Source organism: Gemmobacter sp. LW-1 (assembly GCF_001303875.1).
GTDB lineage: Bacteria > Pseudomonadota > Alphaproteobacteria > Rhodobacterales > Rhodobacteraceae > Gemmobacter > Gemmobacter caeni.
On record NZ_LJSC01000030.1, the window covers coordinates 16,364 to 29,694 of the forward strand.

Consider the following 13,331-nt stretch of genomic DNA (forward strand, 5'->3'; position numbering starts at 1 on the left):
TCAGGGTAGCAGATCAGCGGATCGGGTGATGGACGGTGACGAGCTTCGTGCCGTCGGGGAAGGTGGCCTCGACCTGCACGGAATGGATCATTTCGGGCACGCCCATCATGCATTGCTCTGCGGTGATGACATGGGCGCCCGCCTCCATCAGATCAGCGACGCTGCGCCCGTCACGGGCGCCCTCGACCACGAAATCGGTGATCAGGGCGATGGCTTCGGGATGGTTGAGCTTCACGCCGCGCGCCAGCCGGTTGCGCGCGACCATGGCGGCAAGGCTGACCAGCAGCTTTTCGCGTTCGCGCGGGGTCAGGTTCATGCGATATCTCCATTCATCTGCCAGACCCGCGGCAGCGGGCCGGGGCGAAGTGCGCGGATTGCCCTTGCGAGCTGTCGTTTCAGTGGCCAGCCGTCGCGCGCCCTGAGACGCGCGATGCAACGGCCGTTCCAGCCGGAAGCGGCGGCCTCGACACCCGGTTCGCACAATTCGGCGCGCAGGCGGGGCAGGGCAGCCTCTGCCCCCGGCGCAATCAGCGCCAGCACGGCGAAGGCGCGCGCATCGCCCAGCAAGGCGGGCGTAGCGGCTTCGGCCAGAACCCGGCTGTCGATCCGCGTTGTTTCGGCCCAGACCGGACGACCATCGCGGAGAATGCGGCGGCGATCTGTCAGTTGCGCATGAAGCGGAGCCTCGCCCATGGCGTGCCGCCCCAGAATGACCGACTCCGCCAGAAGAAGTCGGGCGCTTCCCGTCAGATGCACTGTAGTTTCTCGTTGCAACATGCTGTGTTCGAACAGGATTGTCTCTTGCGGCAGCCAGGCCAGTTCAGCATCGCTGTCCAGTCGGGCGCAGATTCGGACTGTGGCTGCTGTGCCACCGCTGGCATAGGCACGCTCGGCCGTTTGCGTGGTGGCGCAGAGCGATACCCCGGCGCCCAGTTTCAGATCGAAGCCAAGGCGGTCACCGCCCGTCAGTCCGCCGGATGTGTTCAGAAAAACAGCCTCGGGGACCGGACCCGCAACATGGGGCAGCATGATCTTGGCCGAGCCACGCTGCCGCAAGAGCCCGAGTCGCGGATGCCCGTCCCGGCATGCGACGGACAGCGCAGCCTCGCCTTGGCTCCGCTGCATGCGGATTTTCTGAAAACCCCCATCGGCCATCCTGCCCGGTACCCTCCCCATGCCCCTGTCGGCTACCGGTTGACTGTGCAGCCCGACGTCTCATCGTTTGCCCGCGAGCAGGCGAGGGCAACGGGGTGGGGGCATGGAGGTGAACGGCTTTGCGGCAAGGGGCGGCAATTGCCCGCTGTCCGGGCGAAGTGATCATTTATTAAGCAGTATTAAGCTGCCCAGTCCGCCATTGCGCAGCCCGGGCCGAATTGCTAAATGCCGGTGCAAGGCCCCTATAGCTCAGCTGGTAGAGCAGCAGTTTTGTAAACTGACGGTCGGCGGTTCGAGTCCGTCTGGGGGCACCATTTCCTTGCATCCATACCGGACTGTCGGGCCTGTGCCGTTACGCGGTCAGCTCGCGTACCCGTCGGGACAGCCATTCCAGATCAGGGTCGGCGATGCCGAGATCGGCGAGGTGGCTTGCGGTGTTCCACAGGTATTCGCGGTTGGGGCCGCGGCCGCCATGGGCATGAGCGATGATGCGGGCCTGCTCTTCCAGCGCCAGCCCGCCGCAGTACTGCACGTGGTCGGGGTCGATCACATAGGCGAGGCAGTCGAAACGGTCGGCTCCGCTTTCAACCGGCACATGGGTTTCCAGATAGGCCGAGGAAATCAGCTCGCGTTCGCGCAGCGCGGCCAGCGTCTCGGCTTCCGCGCCCGCCGCCACGCGGAAGGCGACACCGGTGCAGGCGGCGCCCTCGGCCCGGTCAAGCGCGAGAACCAGCCCCGGCTCGTCTTCGGTACCGCGATGATGGATCGACCTCATGCAGAAGCTGCGATGCCAGCCCTCAGCGCGTGCAATGCGCTGCTCGGCCACGGGAAAACCCGGGTGCCAGATCAACGAACCGTAACCGAATACCCACATCTCTGGCTCTCCTTCCGCAGTCTGGTGTAGACGGAGGGACAGGCAAGGGAAAGGGGCGGCCATGCGGGTGTTGATCTGGATCGTTCTTGCGGCGGGGCTGCTGTATGGCGGCTACTGGTTCGTCGGCGCGCGTGCGGCAGAGCGCGGGGCCGAAGCGGCACTGGCGCAGATGCAGGCGCGGGGCTGGCAGGTGCAGCAAAAGGGCGTGTCGATTGCGGGCTTTCCCAGCCGGTTTGACCTGACCGTCACAGAACCGGATCTGTTCGACCCCGTGCGCGGCATCGGCTGGCAGGCACCGTTTGCGCAGGTCTATTCGCTCAGCTACAGCCCGTGGAAGCTGATTGCGGCGCTGCCCGAGGATCAGGTGCTCACTCTGCCCGGGCAGAAGGTCACCATCGGCTCAACGCGGATGCGGGCCTCCCTGTTCATGAAACCGTCCGGCGATCTGCCGCTGGACCGGCTGGATGCAGTGACCGAGGGCATCAGCCTGCGGTCGGATGCCGGTTGGGCGATGGCCCTGGGATCAGCTAACCTTTCTGTCATCGCGGGCGAGGGCGATCAGGTGCAACTGGCGCTGCGCGGGCTGGAAATCGTGCCGGATCAGGCGGTGACCTCGGCGTTAACCGGGACTGATCTGCCGGGGCAGATTGCGCGGGTGGATCTGCTGGCTGATGTGCAGCTTGCCGCGCCGATCCTGCTGCGCAATCCGGCGCCGCCCGTGGTGCGCAAGGTCAATCTGACCGAGGCCAATCTGGTCTGGGGGCCGGTCAGTGCCAAAGCCGCGGGCGAACTGGTCGCCGATCCGCAAGGACAGGCCGAGGGGCTGATCACTGTGACGGTGGACAACTGGCAAACCGGGCTGGCGGCGGCGGAGGCGGCGGGACTGGTGCCCGAGCGGTTCCGGGTCGCGCTGCGGTCCATGCTGTCGAGCCTGGCCGATCAGGGAGGCGATGCCAACCGGCTGAGCCTGCCGCTGGCCATGCAATCGGGGCGGATGATGCTTGGCCCGCTGCCGCTGGGACCTGCGCCGATGCTAGGGCAAGGTCAGCCGGGCTGAGATGCGGGCGATCTGTCGCCCGTCGCGCTGCAGGCTGGCGATCCCGTCATAGTTCCCGGCGGGCCAGCCTGCCCCGCGCAATTTGCGGCCAATGGCGCGCATCGCGCGGGCCTGCGTGCGGTCAAGCGCCACATCCTGCGCCGCGATTTCGCCCTCGGGTCCGGTCAGCACCAGATGCAGCCTGTCGCCTGCCCGCGTGCCAAAAAGATTGGCCCAGAACACCAGAGCAGGAGCCTGCACATCGGGCGAGGTCACGGTGCCCGCGTTGATCATCGCGTAATCGGGTATCGCTGTGGCAAAGCCCGCCGCGACAAAGCCTCCGGGCTGATAGGCGATGTCGTCGCGCCAAAGATCGGCCTGCGTGGCGCCACAGGTGCTCAGATCCGACGTGGCGAATGGGTCGATGACGGCGCCTGCATGGCGCACCGACAGATGCAGATGCGGAAATTCGGTATTGCCCGACAGGCCGACCAGCCCGAGCATGTCGCCTTCCGCCACGCGGTCACCACTGCGCACGCGGACGGAACCCTGACGCATGTGGCAATACTGCGTCTCCCAGCCGTCGCCATGGTCGATCACCAGCCCGTTGCCGCAGTCGCGTCCTTCGAGCGGAGGGGCCGCGGGATCATTTGCGCGGATATCCGGCATGCCATCGCGCACGCCCTTCACCATACCGGCGGCAGCGGCGCGCACGGTGACACCTGCCTGCATCGCGGCATCGTCGGGCAGGGCGAAATCGGTGCCCTTGTGCCCGTCATAGGTGAGGGAGCCGCAAGTAAAATCCCGTGCGCCGGGGCCAGGGGCACGATCAGTATATTGCTGGATGAAACAGGTTTCACCCAGGGTGCAGTCAATGGGCTGCACAAGTTCGAAAGCCCCCGCCGAAGCGGGGGCCAGCAGCAGCGCCACAAGCGCGGCCTTCATTCCGCCGTCAGCAGCGGGGGTTTCTGCCCGGTCAGCTGCGGCTTGCCAGGCTCTTCGATGATGAGGTCGATCCTGTCGTCCTTCACCTTCACCCGGACGACGCCGCCCTTCTGCAACCGGCCGAACAGCAACTCCTCCGCCAGCGGTTTCTTCAGGTGCTCCTGGATCACCCGGCCCAGCGGACGCGCGCCCATCTTGTCGTCATAGCCCTTGTCGCCCAGCCAGCGCGCGGCTTCATCCGAAAGCTCGATATGGACGTTGCGATCCATGAGCTGTGCTTCCAGTTGCAGCACGAATTTCTCGACCACCTGCATGATGGTCTCTTTCGTCAGCGGGGCGAAGGCGATCACGGCGTCCAGACGGTTGCGGAACTCCGGCGTGAAGGTCCGCTCGATTGCCGCTGTATCCTCACCCTGCCGCTTGTCGCGGCCAAAGCCGATGGCAGCGCGCTGCATGTCCGAGGCACCCGCGTTGGTCGTCATGATCAGGATGACATTGCGGAAATCGACCTGCCGCCCGTTGTGATCGGTCAGCTTGCCGTGGTCCATCACCTGCAGCAGGATGTTGTAGACATCCGGGTGGGCTTTCTCGATCTCGTCGAGCAGCAGTACGCAATGCGGATGCTGGTCCACACCATCGGTCAGCATGCCGCCCTGATCGAAGCCGACATAGCCGGGCGGGGCGCCGATCAGACGGGAAACCGCATGTTTCTCCATGTATTCTGACATGTCGAAGCGCAGCAGTTCCACGCCCAGCGTGCTGGCAAGCTGTTTGGCCACCTCGGTCTTGCCGACGCCGGTGGGGCCTGCGAACAGGTAGTTGCCGATGGGCTTTTCGGGTTCGCGCAGACCGGCGCGGGCCAGTTTGATCGAGGCAGACAGCGCCTCGATGGCCTTGTCCTGACCAAAGACCACGCGCTTGAGCGTCTTTTCCAGATCGCGCAGCACTTCTGCATCGTCCTTCGAGACGGTTTTCGGCGGGATGCGGGCAATCTTGGCCACCACGGCCTCGATTTCCCGGATGCCGATGGTCTTGCGCCGCTTGTTGGCGGCCACCAGATGCTGCGCCGCGCCCGCCTCGTCGATCACGTCGATGGCACTGTCGGGCAGCTTGCGGTCATTGATATAGCGCGCCGCCAGTTCCACCGCCGACTTGATCGCTTCGTTGGTATAGCGCAGGTCGTGGTGCTGTTCGAAATGCGGCTTCAGCCCTTGCAGGATCTTGATGGCATCGGGCACCGAAGGTTCGTTCACGTCGATCTTCTGGAACCGGCGGGACAGCGCGCGGTCCTTTTCGAAATGCTGGCGGAACTCCTTGTAGGTGGTGCTTCCCATGCAGCGCAGCTTCCCGCCCTGAAGCGCGGGCTTCAGCAGGTTGGAGGCATCCATCGCGCCGCCCGAGGTGGCACCGGCGCCGATGACGGTGTGGATCTCGTCGATGAACAGGATCGCGTCGGGGTGATCCTCCATCTCTTTCACCACGGCCTTCAGCCGCTCCTCGAAATCGCCGCGATAGCGGGTGCCGGCCAGCAGAGCGCCCATGTCGAGGCTGTAGATCGTGGCATGGGCGAGGATCTCGGGCGTTTCGCCATCGACGATCTTCTTGGCCAGACCTTCGGCAATCGCGGTCTTGCCGACGCCGGGGTCGCCCACCAGCAGCGGGTTGTTCTTGCGGCGACGGCACAGCACCTGGATGCAGCGTTCCACCTCGCCCTCGCGGCCGATCAGCGGGTCCACATCCCCCATCCGCGCCTTCACGTTCAGATCAACGCAGTATTTGGACAGGGCGGATTCCTTCGCCTCGCCCGCCTCGCCCTTGGGCGTTTCGTGCTGATGCTCTTCCGATCCGCTGACCGGGCGGCTTTCGCCATAGCTCGGGTCTTTTGCCACGCCATGCGCGATGAAATTCACCGCGTCATAGCGGGTCATATCCTGCTCTTGCAGGAAATAGGCGGCATTCGATTCCCGTTCGGCGAAGATGGCGACCAGAACATTGGCCCCCGTCACCTCGCTGCGGCCCGAACTTTGCACATGGATCGCGGCGCGCTGGATCACGCGCTGGAAGGCGGCGGTCGGCACCGCCTCGGACCCTTCGACCGAGGTCACGAGCGTCGAAAGGTCATCGTCGATGAAATCGGTCAGCGTCTTGCGCAGGTCGTCCAGATCGACGGAACAGGCTTTCATCACGCGGGCGGCCTCGGGCTCGTCGATCAGGGCGAGCAGCAGGTGTTCCAGCGTGGCCAGCTCGTGACGGCGCGCATTGGCGATCGCCAGGGCGGCATGAATGGCCTGTTCGAGTGTGGTCGAGAATGATGGCACTGTTCGGTGCTCCTGTCCTGCGGGCCGGAGGGTGCGACACCCGGTCCGACCGTGGCCTCATAAGATTAAAGTTCGGTTTTCTGCGCGAGGCTTCAAGTGCTATTTGACAAAAACGTCCGTTTCCCCGGAGGTGGTTGCAAAATGTGATCGGCCCGGGGTGGCGGCTTCCGGCGGGAGGTCAGAATTTGTCCTTTCGCGCCCTGATTTCCGCGAAAACCGCAGCATCTTGTGCATCGGTCATCCCCAGCGCGGCTTTCATCGCCGGGTCACGGGCGCGCAGAAACGGGTTGGTGGCAAGCTCTTCGGCAAGGGTGGAGGGCACGGTGGGCTGGCTGGCGGCGCGGGCGCGTTCGACCCCTTCCATCCGCAAGATAAGTGCCGGCGGCACATCTTCAAGGCTCAGCGCGAAACGGCCGTTGGACGTGGTATATTCATGGCCCGAACAGATCAGCGTATCGGTCGGCAAGGCGGCCAGCCGGGTCAGGCTGTCCCACATCTGGGCGGGGGTGCCCTCGAACAGGCGGCCGCATCCCAGCGCCATCAGGCTGTCGCCGGTAAAGGCCATCCTGCTGTCCGGAAAGTGGAACGCGACATGACCGACGGTATGGCCGGGCACGTCGATCACATCGACGGTTTCGCCGCAGATGGTGATGCGGTCACCGGGGCTGACCGCGCGGTCCAGCGGCGGCAGGCGGTGGGCATCCGCGGCGGCCCCGGTGACTCGGGCGCCCGTCGCCGCGACCAGGGCGGCAGTGCCGTCGATATGGTCCCAGTGGTGGTGCGTCAGCAGGATGTCGTCCAGCCCCCAGCCATGCTGGCGCAACGCGGTCAGGATGGGCTCGGCGTCCGGGGCATCGACCAGCGCGGTCTGGCCGGTGACGGAATCATGCAGAAGAAAGGCATAGTTGTCCGCAAGGCAGGGGACGGTGACGAGTTGCAGCATGGCGTTTCCTGTCTGATCGGCTAAGGTCGTGGTCCAGATTGGCCGTGAACGGACCTGCCCGCAATGCATCTCGACGTGCTCGACCTGCGCAACTTTTACTACCGTACCGCTTTGGGCCGGGTGGCGCAGCGGGCCATCCGCGATCAGGTGGTGGCGATGTGGCCGCCGATGGCGGGGCAGACCGTGGCGGGATTCGGCTTCGCGGTGCCCCTGCTGCGCCCCTATCTCACAGAGGCCCGGCGGGTGATCGGCCTGATGCCCGGGCCGCAGGGCGTGATGCCCTGGCCTGCCGGAATGGAGAATGTAAGTGTGCTGTGCGAGGAAACCGCATGGCCGCTGTCGACCGGCTTTGTCGACCGGCTTGTCCTGATGCATGGGCTGGAAACCTCGGAACAACCCTCTGCCGTGCTGGAGGAAGCGCATCGCGTGCTGGGGCCGGGGGGGAAGGTACTGTTCGTGGTGCCCAACCGCTCCGGTCTCTGGGCGCGGGGCGATGGCACGCCCTTCGGCTTTGGCCGTCCCTATTCGCTGGGTCAGGTGGAGGCGCAGCTGCGCCGTGCGGGTTTCACGCCGGAACGGCATGTCGCGGCGCTTTACGCCCCGCCGTCAACCAAACGCTTCTGGCTGCGGACCGCGAATTTCTGGGAACGCACGGGCCGCCGCTTTGCGCCCTGGATCGCCGGCGGCGTGCTGATGGTGGAGGCCTCGAAACAGATCTATGCCCCGACGCGCGGCGGGCTGGGGGCCGTGGTGAAGAAGCCGCTGCGGGTCTGGGAGGGGGCGGGGGCCGCCGCGCCGGAACCCGCGATGCGCACGGGGGAGGGGGCCTGAGTCGCCCCTCGCGCGGGCGCGCGGTCTATAGCTGCGAGTCCGTGTCGGAGGTGCCGAAAGAAGTGGCGATTCTGGCCGGGCTGTCATTGTAGCGACACAAACGAAGGACCGGCTGCGAAAGCCCGGTATGTTTGCGACAAACAAGCCCGATTCTGGCGCTGTTCACGGTTGCGGCATTAGGGCACCTCTGTTAGAGACGCGTCGAATTTGAGACGCATGTGCAAACATGCGCCACAGGAAGCCTCTGGCCTGCGCCCTCCCGCGCCGGCATGGGGCACAGCCAGCGGAAGGGTTGACGTGTCCGAAACAGCTTCGATCTCCTCCGGCATTGCCGCGCGTTACGCAACTGCCCTGTTCGACCTCGCGAAAGAGGCGAAGGGCCTGAAGGCTCTGGAGGGGGATGTCGATGCGCTCGACGCCGCTCTCCAGTCCAGCGCTGACCTGCGTGACCTGATCGGCTCGCCGCTTTACTCGCGCGAAGATCAGGGCAATGCCATTGCGGCCCTTGCCGCCAAGATGGGTCTGTCGACCCTGACCGCGAATACGCTTGCCCTGATGGCGTCCAAGCGCCGTCTGTTCGTTCTGCCGCAACTGGTGGCGAACCTGCGCGATGCCATCGCCGCCGAAAAGGGCGAGATGACCGCCGAGGTCACCTCTGCCGCCGCCCTGTCGTCGGAGCAGGCCGCCAAGCTGGCCGCCACGCTGAAAGCGCGTGTGGGCAAGGAAGTGAAAGTCAAAGTCGCCGTCGATGAAAGCCTCATCGGCGGTCTTGTTGTCCGCCTGGGCTCGACCATGATCGACACCTCGATCAAGTCCAAGCTCGCGGCTCTCCAGAATGCAATGAAAGAGGTTGGGTGATGGGAATCCAGGCTGCTGAGATCTCTGCGATCCTCAAGGAGCAGATCAAGAACTTCGGCACTGACGCTGCCGTGGCTGAAGTCGGCCGCGTGCTGTCGGTTGGCGACGGTATTGCGCGTGTGCACGGGCTGGACAACGTCCAGGCCGGTGAAATGGTGGAGTTCCCCGGCGGCATCCGCGGGATGGCGCTGAACCTCGAAGTCGACAACGTCGGCGTCGTGATCTTCGGCTCCGACCAGGACATCAAGGAAGGCGACACCGTCAAGCGCACCAAGTCCATCGTGGACGTGCCGGCGGGCGAGGGCCTGCTGGGCCGCGTGGTTGATGGCCTTGGCAACCCGATCGATGGCAAGGGCCCGATCGTGGCGACCGAGCGTCGCATTGCCGACGTGAAAGCGCCGGGCATCATTCCGCGGAAATCGGTGCACGAGCCGATGGCGACCGGCCTGAAAGCCGTTGACGCCATGATCCCGATTGGCCGTGGCCAGCGCGAGCTGATCATCGGTGACCGTCAGACCGGCAAGACCGCTGTCGCGCTGGACGCCATTCTGAACCAGAAATCGTACAACGAGTCCGCCGGTTCGGACGAGTCGAAGAAGCTCTACTGTATCTACGTCGCCGTCGGCCAGAAGCGCTCGACCGTGGCGCAGCTGGTGAAGAAGCTCGAAGAAACCGGCGCCATCGACTACACAATCGTGGTGGCCGCGACCGCCTCGGACCCGGCGCCGATGCAGTTCCTCGCCCCCTATTCGGCGACTGCCATGGCGGAATACTTCCGCGACAACGGCCGTCATGCGCTGATCATCTATGATGACCTGTCGAAACAGGCCGTGTCCTACCGTCAGATGTCGCTGCTGCTGCGCCGTCCGCCGGGGCGTGAAGCCTATCCGGGCGACGTGTTCTACCTCCACTCGCGCCTGTTGGAGCGTTCGGCCAAGCTGAACGAAGACTTCGGTGCCGGTTCGCTGACCGCGTTGCCGATCATCGAAACCCAGGGCGGAGACGTGTCGGCCTTCATCCCGACCAACGTGATCTCGATCACTGACGGCCAGATCTTCCTTGAAACCGAACTGTTCTACCAGGGCATCCGCCCGGCCGTGAACACCGGTCTCTCGGTGTCGCGCGTGGGTTCGTCGGCGCAGACCAACGCCATGAAAACCGTGGCAGGCCCGGTGAAACTGTCGCTCGCCCAGTACCGCGAGATGGCCGCTTTCGCCCAGTTCGGTTCGGACCTTGACGCCTCGACGCAAGCCCTGCTGAACCGTGGTGCGCGCCTGACCGAGCTGATGAAGCAGCCGCAATATTCGCCGCTGACCAACGCGGAAATCGTCTGCGTGATCTACGCGGGCACCGCGGGCTTCCTCGACAAGGTTGCCGTCAAGGATGTGGGCCGGTTCGAGGCCGGTCTGCTGTCCTATCTGCGCGGCCAGCGCAAGGATATCCTGGAATGGCTGACCTCGGCCGACCCGAAGATCAAGGGCGCGGATGAAGAGAAACTGAAGGCCGCTATCGCCGACTTCGCCAAGACCTTCGCGTAAGCGCGGGCTGAGAGGACAGGGATATGCCCAGCCTTAAGGACCTGAAAAACCGGATCGGAAGCGTCAAGAATACGCGGAAGATCACGAAGGCCATGCAGATGGTTGCCGCGGCGAAACTTCGCCGCGCGCAAGAGGCCGCCGAGGCCGCCCGCCCCTATGCGGATCGCATGAATGCGGTCATCGCCGGGCTGGCCACTTCGGTCGGCAGCTCTGACGGCGCGCCCCGGCTTCTGGCCGGGACGGGTGCCGACAAGGTGCATCTGCTGGTGGTGATGACGGCGGAACGCGGTCTCTGCGGCGGTTTCAACACGACCATCGTGCGGCTTGCCCGCGCGCGGGCCAACGAGCTTCTGGCCCAGGGCAAGGTCGTCAAGATCCTGACCGTCGGCAAGAAAGGCCGCGAACAGCTGCGCCGCGATCTCGGCGATCATTTCGTCGGCCATGTCGATCTGTCGGACGTGAAGCGTGTGGGCTATGTCAATGCCCAGGAAATCGCCCGCGACATCCTCAACCGCTATGACGCGGGTGAGTTCGATGTGGCGACGATCTTCTTCAACCGCTTCCAGTCGGTGATCTCGCAGATCCCGACCGCCCAGCAGATCATCCCCGCCCAGCCGGGCGAGGCGGTGGTCACGAACACGCTCTACGATTACGAGCCGGGCGAAGAGGCGATCCTCGCCGACCTGCTGCCGCGCGGTGTCGCGACGCAGATCTTCACCGCCCTTCTGGAAAACGGGGCTTCCGAACAGGGGGCCCGGATGAGCGCGATGGACAATGCGACCCGCAACGCGGGCGACATGATCAACAAGCTGACGATCCAGTACAACCGGAGCCGTCAGGCCGCGATCACCAAAGAGCTTATCGAAATCATCTCGGGCGCCGAGGCGCTCTGACGACCCGAACGGAGAAACGACATGGCACAAGCACAAGGCAAAGTGACGCAGGTCATCGGCGCCGTTGTGGACGTTCAGTTCGATGGCGCCCTGCCGGCCATTCTGAACGCCCTTGAAACCGACAACAACGGCAAGCCGCTGGTTCTGGAAGTTGCCCAGCACCTGGGTGAAAACACTGTCCGCACCATCGCCATGGACGCGACCGAAGGTCTCGTCCGCGGCGCCAGGGTGAGCGACACCGGCGCGCCGATCTCGGTGCCGGTGGGTGACGCCACCCTCGGCCGCATCCTGAACGTCATCGGCGAGCCGGTGGACGAAAAGGGCCCGGTCGTGGCGACCGAAAAGCGCGCCATCCACCAGAAAGCCCCGGATTTCGCGTCGCAGGCGACCGAAAGCCAGGTTCTGGTGACCGGCATCAAGGTCATCGACCTGCTGGCCCCCTATGCCAAGGGCGGCAAGATCGGCCTGTTCGGCGGCGCCGGCGTGGGCAAGACCGTTCTCATCATGGAACTCATCAACAACATCGCCAAGGTGCACTCGGGCTACTCCGTGTTCGCCGGCGTGGGTGAGCGGACCCGTGAAGGCAATGACCTGTATCACGAGATGATCGAATCGGGCGTTATCAAGACCGACGACCTGACCGCCTCGAAAGTGGCGCTGGTCTACGGCCAGATGAACGAACCGCCGGGCGCGCGCGCCCGCGTGGCGCTGACCGGCCTGACGCTGGCCGAACAGTTCCGCGACCAGTCGGGGACGGACGTGCTGTTCTTCGTGGACAACATCTTCCGCTTCACCCAGGCCGGTTCGGAAGTGTCGGCTCTGCTGGGCCGTATTCCTTCGGCCGTGGGCTACCAGCCGACGCTGGCGACCGACATGGGCGCCCTGCAGGAGCGCATCACCTCGACCAAGAACGGCTCTATCACCTCGGTGCAGGCGATCTACGTTCCGGCCGACGACCTTACCGACCCGGCGCCCGCTACCTCCTTCGCCCACCTCGACGCCACCACGGTGCTGTCGCGTGCGATCTCGGAGCTTGGCATCTACCCGGCCGTTGACCCGCTCGACTCGACCTCGCGTCTGCTGGACCCGTCCGTGATCGGCGAAGAGCACTACAACGTCGCCCGTCAGGTGCAGGGCATCCTTCAGCGCTACAAGTCGCTTCAGGACATCATCGCCATCCTCGGGATGGACGAACTGTCGGAAGAGGACAAGCTGACCGTGGCACGCGCCCGGAAAATCCAGCGCTTCCTGTCGCAGCCCTTCGACGTGGCGAAGGTCTTCACCGGCTCGGACGGCGTTCAGGTGCCGCTGGAAAAAACCATCGCCTCGTTCAAGGCTGTGGTGAATGGCGAATACGACCACCTGCCGGAAGCCGCCTTCTACATGGTCGGCGACATTGAAGAGGTGAAGGCCAAGGCCCAGAAGCTCGCCGCGGCTGCGGCGTAAGGGGGCGTAAATGGCCAACACCCTGCAATTCGACCTGGTGTCGCCCGAGCGGAAGCTTGCTTCCGCTCAGGTGACCGAGGTGCAGATCCCGGGGGCCGATGGCGACATGACGGCGATGGAAGGCCATGCGGCCACCATCACCACCCTGCGCCCCGGCATCCTGAAGGCGGTTTCGCCGCAAGCCACGCTGGCCTTCGCGGTCACCGGCGGCTTCGCCGAAATCACCGCCTCGGGCGTGACGGTTCTGGCAGAGCGGGCGATCCCGGTCAGCGACCTGACCGGCACCCTGCTGGATGAGATGATCCAGGAAGCGCGCGACCTTGCGGCTATGGCCGACGACAAGGATGCCGCTGACAAGATCGTCAATGATCTTCAGGCCCTGCGCTACGCCGCGACCCACTGATCGCGGAACCGGCATCAATCGAAAGGCCCCGATCTTTCGGGGCCTTTTTCATTATGTTACCAATTTTTTGACGAGATTCTCGCGGAGCATG

The 13,331-nt window shown here is 64.8% G+C and carries 13 protein-coding genes and 1 tRNA gene; 8 read left to right on the plus strand and 6 right to left on the minus strand.

What is annotated here, in order from left to right; translation table 11 throughout:
- Positions 1-13 precede the first annotated feature (13 nt).
- Both AO684_RS05345 and AO684_RS05350 read right to left on the minus strand, forming a co-directional pair.
- Complete coding sequence (locus AO684_RS05345; RefSeq protein ID WP_054301712.1) at positions 14-316, minus strand: urease subunit gamma; 303 nt, start codon at positions 314-316, stop codon at positions 14-16.
- The gene (locus AO684_RS05350) at positions 313-1,155 is read right to left on the minus strand and encodes an urease accessory protein UreD (protein WP_054301713.1); all 843 of its coding nucleotides are present in this window, start codon (positions 1,153-1,155) and stop codon (positions 313-315) included. Before AO684_RS05350 ends, AO684_RS05345 begins: the two co-directional genes overlap by 4 nt.
- A gap of 238 nt (positions 1,156-1,393) precedes the next feature.
- Here AO684_RS05350 and AO684_RS05355 point away from each other — a divergent pair.
- Positions 1,394-1,469 (plus strand) — tRNA-Thr (locus tag AO684_RS05355).
- Between the two features lie 38 nt (positions 1,470-1,507).
- On the opposite strand, the gene AO684_RS05360 is transcribed toward AO684_RS05355, so the two are convergent.
- Complete coding sequence (locus AO684_RS05360; protein WP_054301714.1) at positions 1,508-2,029, minus strand: gamma-glutamylcyclotransferase; 522 nt, start codon at positions 2,027-2,029, stop codon at positions 1,508-1,510.
- Positions 2,030-2,090: 61 nt separating this feature from the next.
- Between AO684_RS05360 and AO684_RS05365 the strand changes: the two genes are divergently transcribed.
- Entirely contained in the window at positions 2,091-3,086 is a 996-nt protein-coding gene (locus AO684_RS05365) for a DUF2125 domain-containing protein (protein ID WP_054301715.1), read from the plus strand.
- On the opposite strand, the gene AO684_RS05370 is transcribed toward AO684_RS05365, so the two are convergent.
- From AO684_RS05370 to gloB, 3 genes are all read right to left on the minus strand, one after another.
- Complete coding sequence (locus AO684_RS05370; RefSeq protein WP_054301716.1) at positions 3,063-4,010, minus strand: M23 family metallopeptidase; 948 nt, start codon at positions 4,008-4,010, stop codon at positions 3,063-3,065. The genes AO684_RS05365 and AO684_RS05370 overlap by 24 nt on opposite strands.
- The gene (gene clpA / locus AO684_RS05375; RefSeq protein WP_054301717.1) at positions 4,007-6,328 is read right to left on the minus strand and encodes an ATP-dependent Clp protease ATP-binding subunit ClpA; all 2,322 of its coding nucleotides are present in this window, start codon (positions 6,326-6,328) and stop codon (positions 4,007-4,009) included. Before clpA ends, AO684_RS05370 begins: the two co-directional genes overlap by 4 nt.
- A gap of 178 nt (positions 6,329-6,506) precedes the next feature.
- Complete coding sequence (gene gloB / locus AO684_RS05380) at positions 6,507-7,271, minus strand: hydroxyacylglutathione hydrolase (protein WP_054301718.1); 765 nt, start codon at positions 7,269-7,271, stop codon at positions 6,507-6,509.
- Positions 7,272-7,334: 63 nt separating this feature from the next.
- On the opposite strand from gloB, the gene AO684_RS05385 reads away from it, so the two are divergent.
- The 6 genes from AO684_RS05385 (at position 7,335) to AO684_RS05410 (ending at position 13,240) form a co-directional block, all read left to right on the plus strand.
- On the plus strand, positions 7,335-8,102 hold the full coding sequence (locus tag AO684_RS05385) for a class I SAM-dependent methyltransferase (protein WP_054301719.1): 768 nt from the start codon (positions 7,335-7,337) through the stop codon (positions 8,100-8,102).
- A gap of 297 nt (positions 8,103-8,399) precedes the next feature.
- Entirely contained in the window at positions 8,400-8,960 is a 561-nt protein-coding gene (locus AO684_RS05390; RefSeq protein ID WP_054301720.1) for a F0F1 ATP synthase subunit delta, read from the plus strand.
- A complete protein-coding gene (atpA, locus tag AO684_RS05395; RefSeq protein WP_054301721.1) occupies positions 8,960-10,498 on the plus strand; it encodes a F0F1 ATP synthase subunit alpha in 1,539 nt (512 codons plus the stop codon). Before AO684_RS05390 ends, atpA begins: the two co-directional genes overlap by 1 nt.
- A gap of 23 nt (positions 10,499-10,521) precedes the next feature.
- Complete coding sequence (locus AO684_RS05400; RefSeq protein WP_054301722.1) at positions 10,522-11,391, plus strand: F0F1 ATP synthase subunit gamma; 870 nt, start codon at positions 10,522-10,524, stop codon at positions 11,389-11,391.
- A gap of 21 nt (positions 11,392-11,412) precedes the next feature.
- Positions 11,413-12,837 carry a F0F1 ATP synthase subunit beta gene (gene atpD, locus AO684_RS05405; protein WP_054301723.1) on the plus strand — a complete coding sequence of 475 codons (1,425 nt, stop codon included), beginning with the start codon at positions 11,413-11,415 and terminating at the stop codon, positions 12,835-12,837.
- A 10-nt stretch (positions 12,838-12,847) separates the two neighbouring features.
- Entirely contained in the window at positions 12,848-13,240 is a 393-nt protein-coding gene (locus tag AO684_RS05410; protein WP_054301724.1) for a F0F1 ATP synthase subunit epsilon, read from the plus strand.
- Positions 13,241-13,331: the final 91 nt, after the last annotated feature.

Coding starts and splice junctions, on each gene's coding strand:
- AO684_RS05345 (WP_054301712.1), bottom strand. CDS start 316: ATGAACCTGACCCCGCGCGAACGCGAAAAGCTGCTGGTCAGCCTTGCC.
- AO684_RS05350 (WP_054301713.1), bottom strand. CDS start 1,155: ATGGCCGATGGGGGTTTTCAGAAAATCCGCATGCAGCGGAGCCAAGGC.
- AO684_RS05360 (WP_054301714.1), bottom strand. CDS start 2,029: ATGTGGGTATTCGGTTACGGTTCGTTGATCTGGCACCCGGGTTTTCCC.
- AO684_RS05365 (WP_054301715.1), top strand. CDS start 2,091: ATGCGGGTGTTGATCTGGATCGTTCTTGCGGCGGGGCTGCTGTATGGC.
- AO684_RS05370 (WP_054301716.1), bottom strand. CDS start 4,010: ATGAAGGCCGCGCTTGTGGCGCTGCTGCTGGCCCCCGCTTCGGCGGGG.
- gloB (WP_054301718.1), bottom strand. CDS start 7,271: ATGCTGCAACTCGTCACCGTCCCCTGCCTTGCGGACAACTATGCCTTT.
- AO684_RS05385 (WP_054301719.1), top strand. CDS start 7,335: ATGCATCTCGACGTGCTCGACCTGCGCAACTTTTACTACCGTACCGCT.
- atpA (WP_054301721.1), top strand. CDS start 8,960: ATGGGAATCCAGGCTGCTGAGATCTCTGCGATCCTCAAGGAGCAGATC.
- AO684_RS05400 (WP_054301722.1), top strand. CDS start 10,522: ATGCCCAGCCTTAAGGACCTGAAAAACCGGATCGGAAGCGTCAAGAAT.
- atpD (WP_054301723.1), top strand. CDS start 11,413: ATGGCACAAGCACAAGGCAAAGTGACGCAGGTCATCGGCGCCGTTGTG.
- AO684_RS05410 (WP_054301724.1), top strand. CDS start 12,848: ATGGCCAACACCCTGCAATTCGACCTGGTGTCGCCCGAGCGGAAGCTT.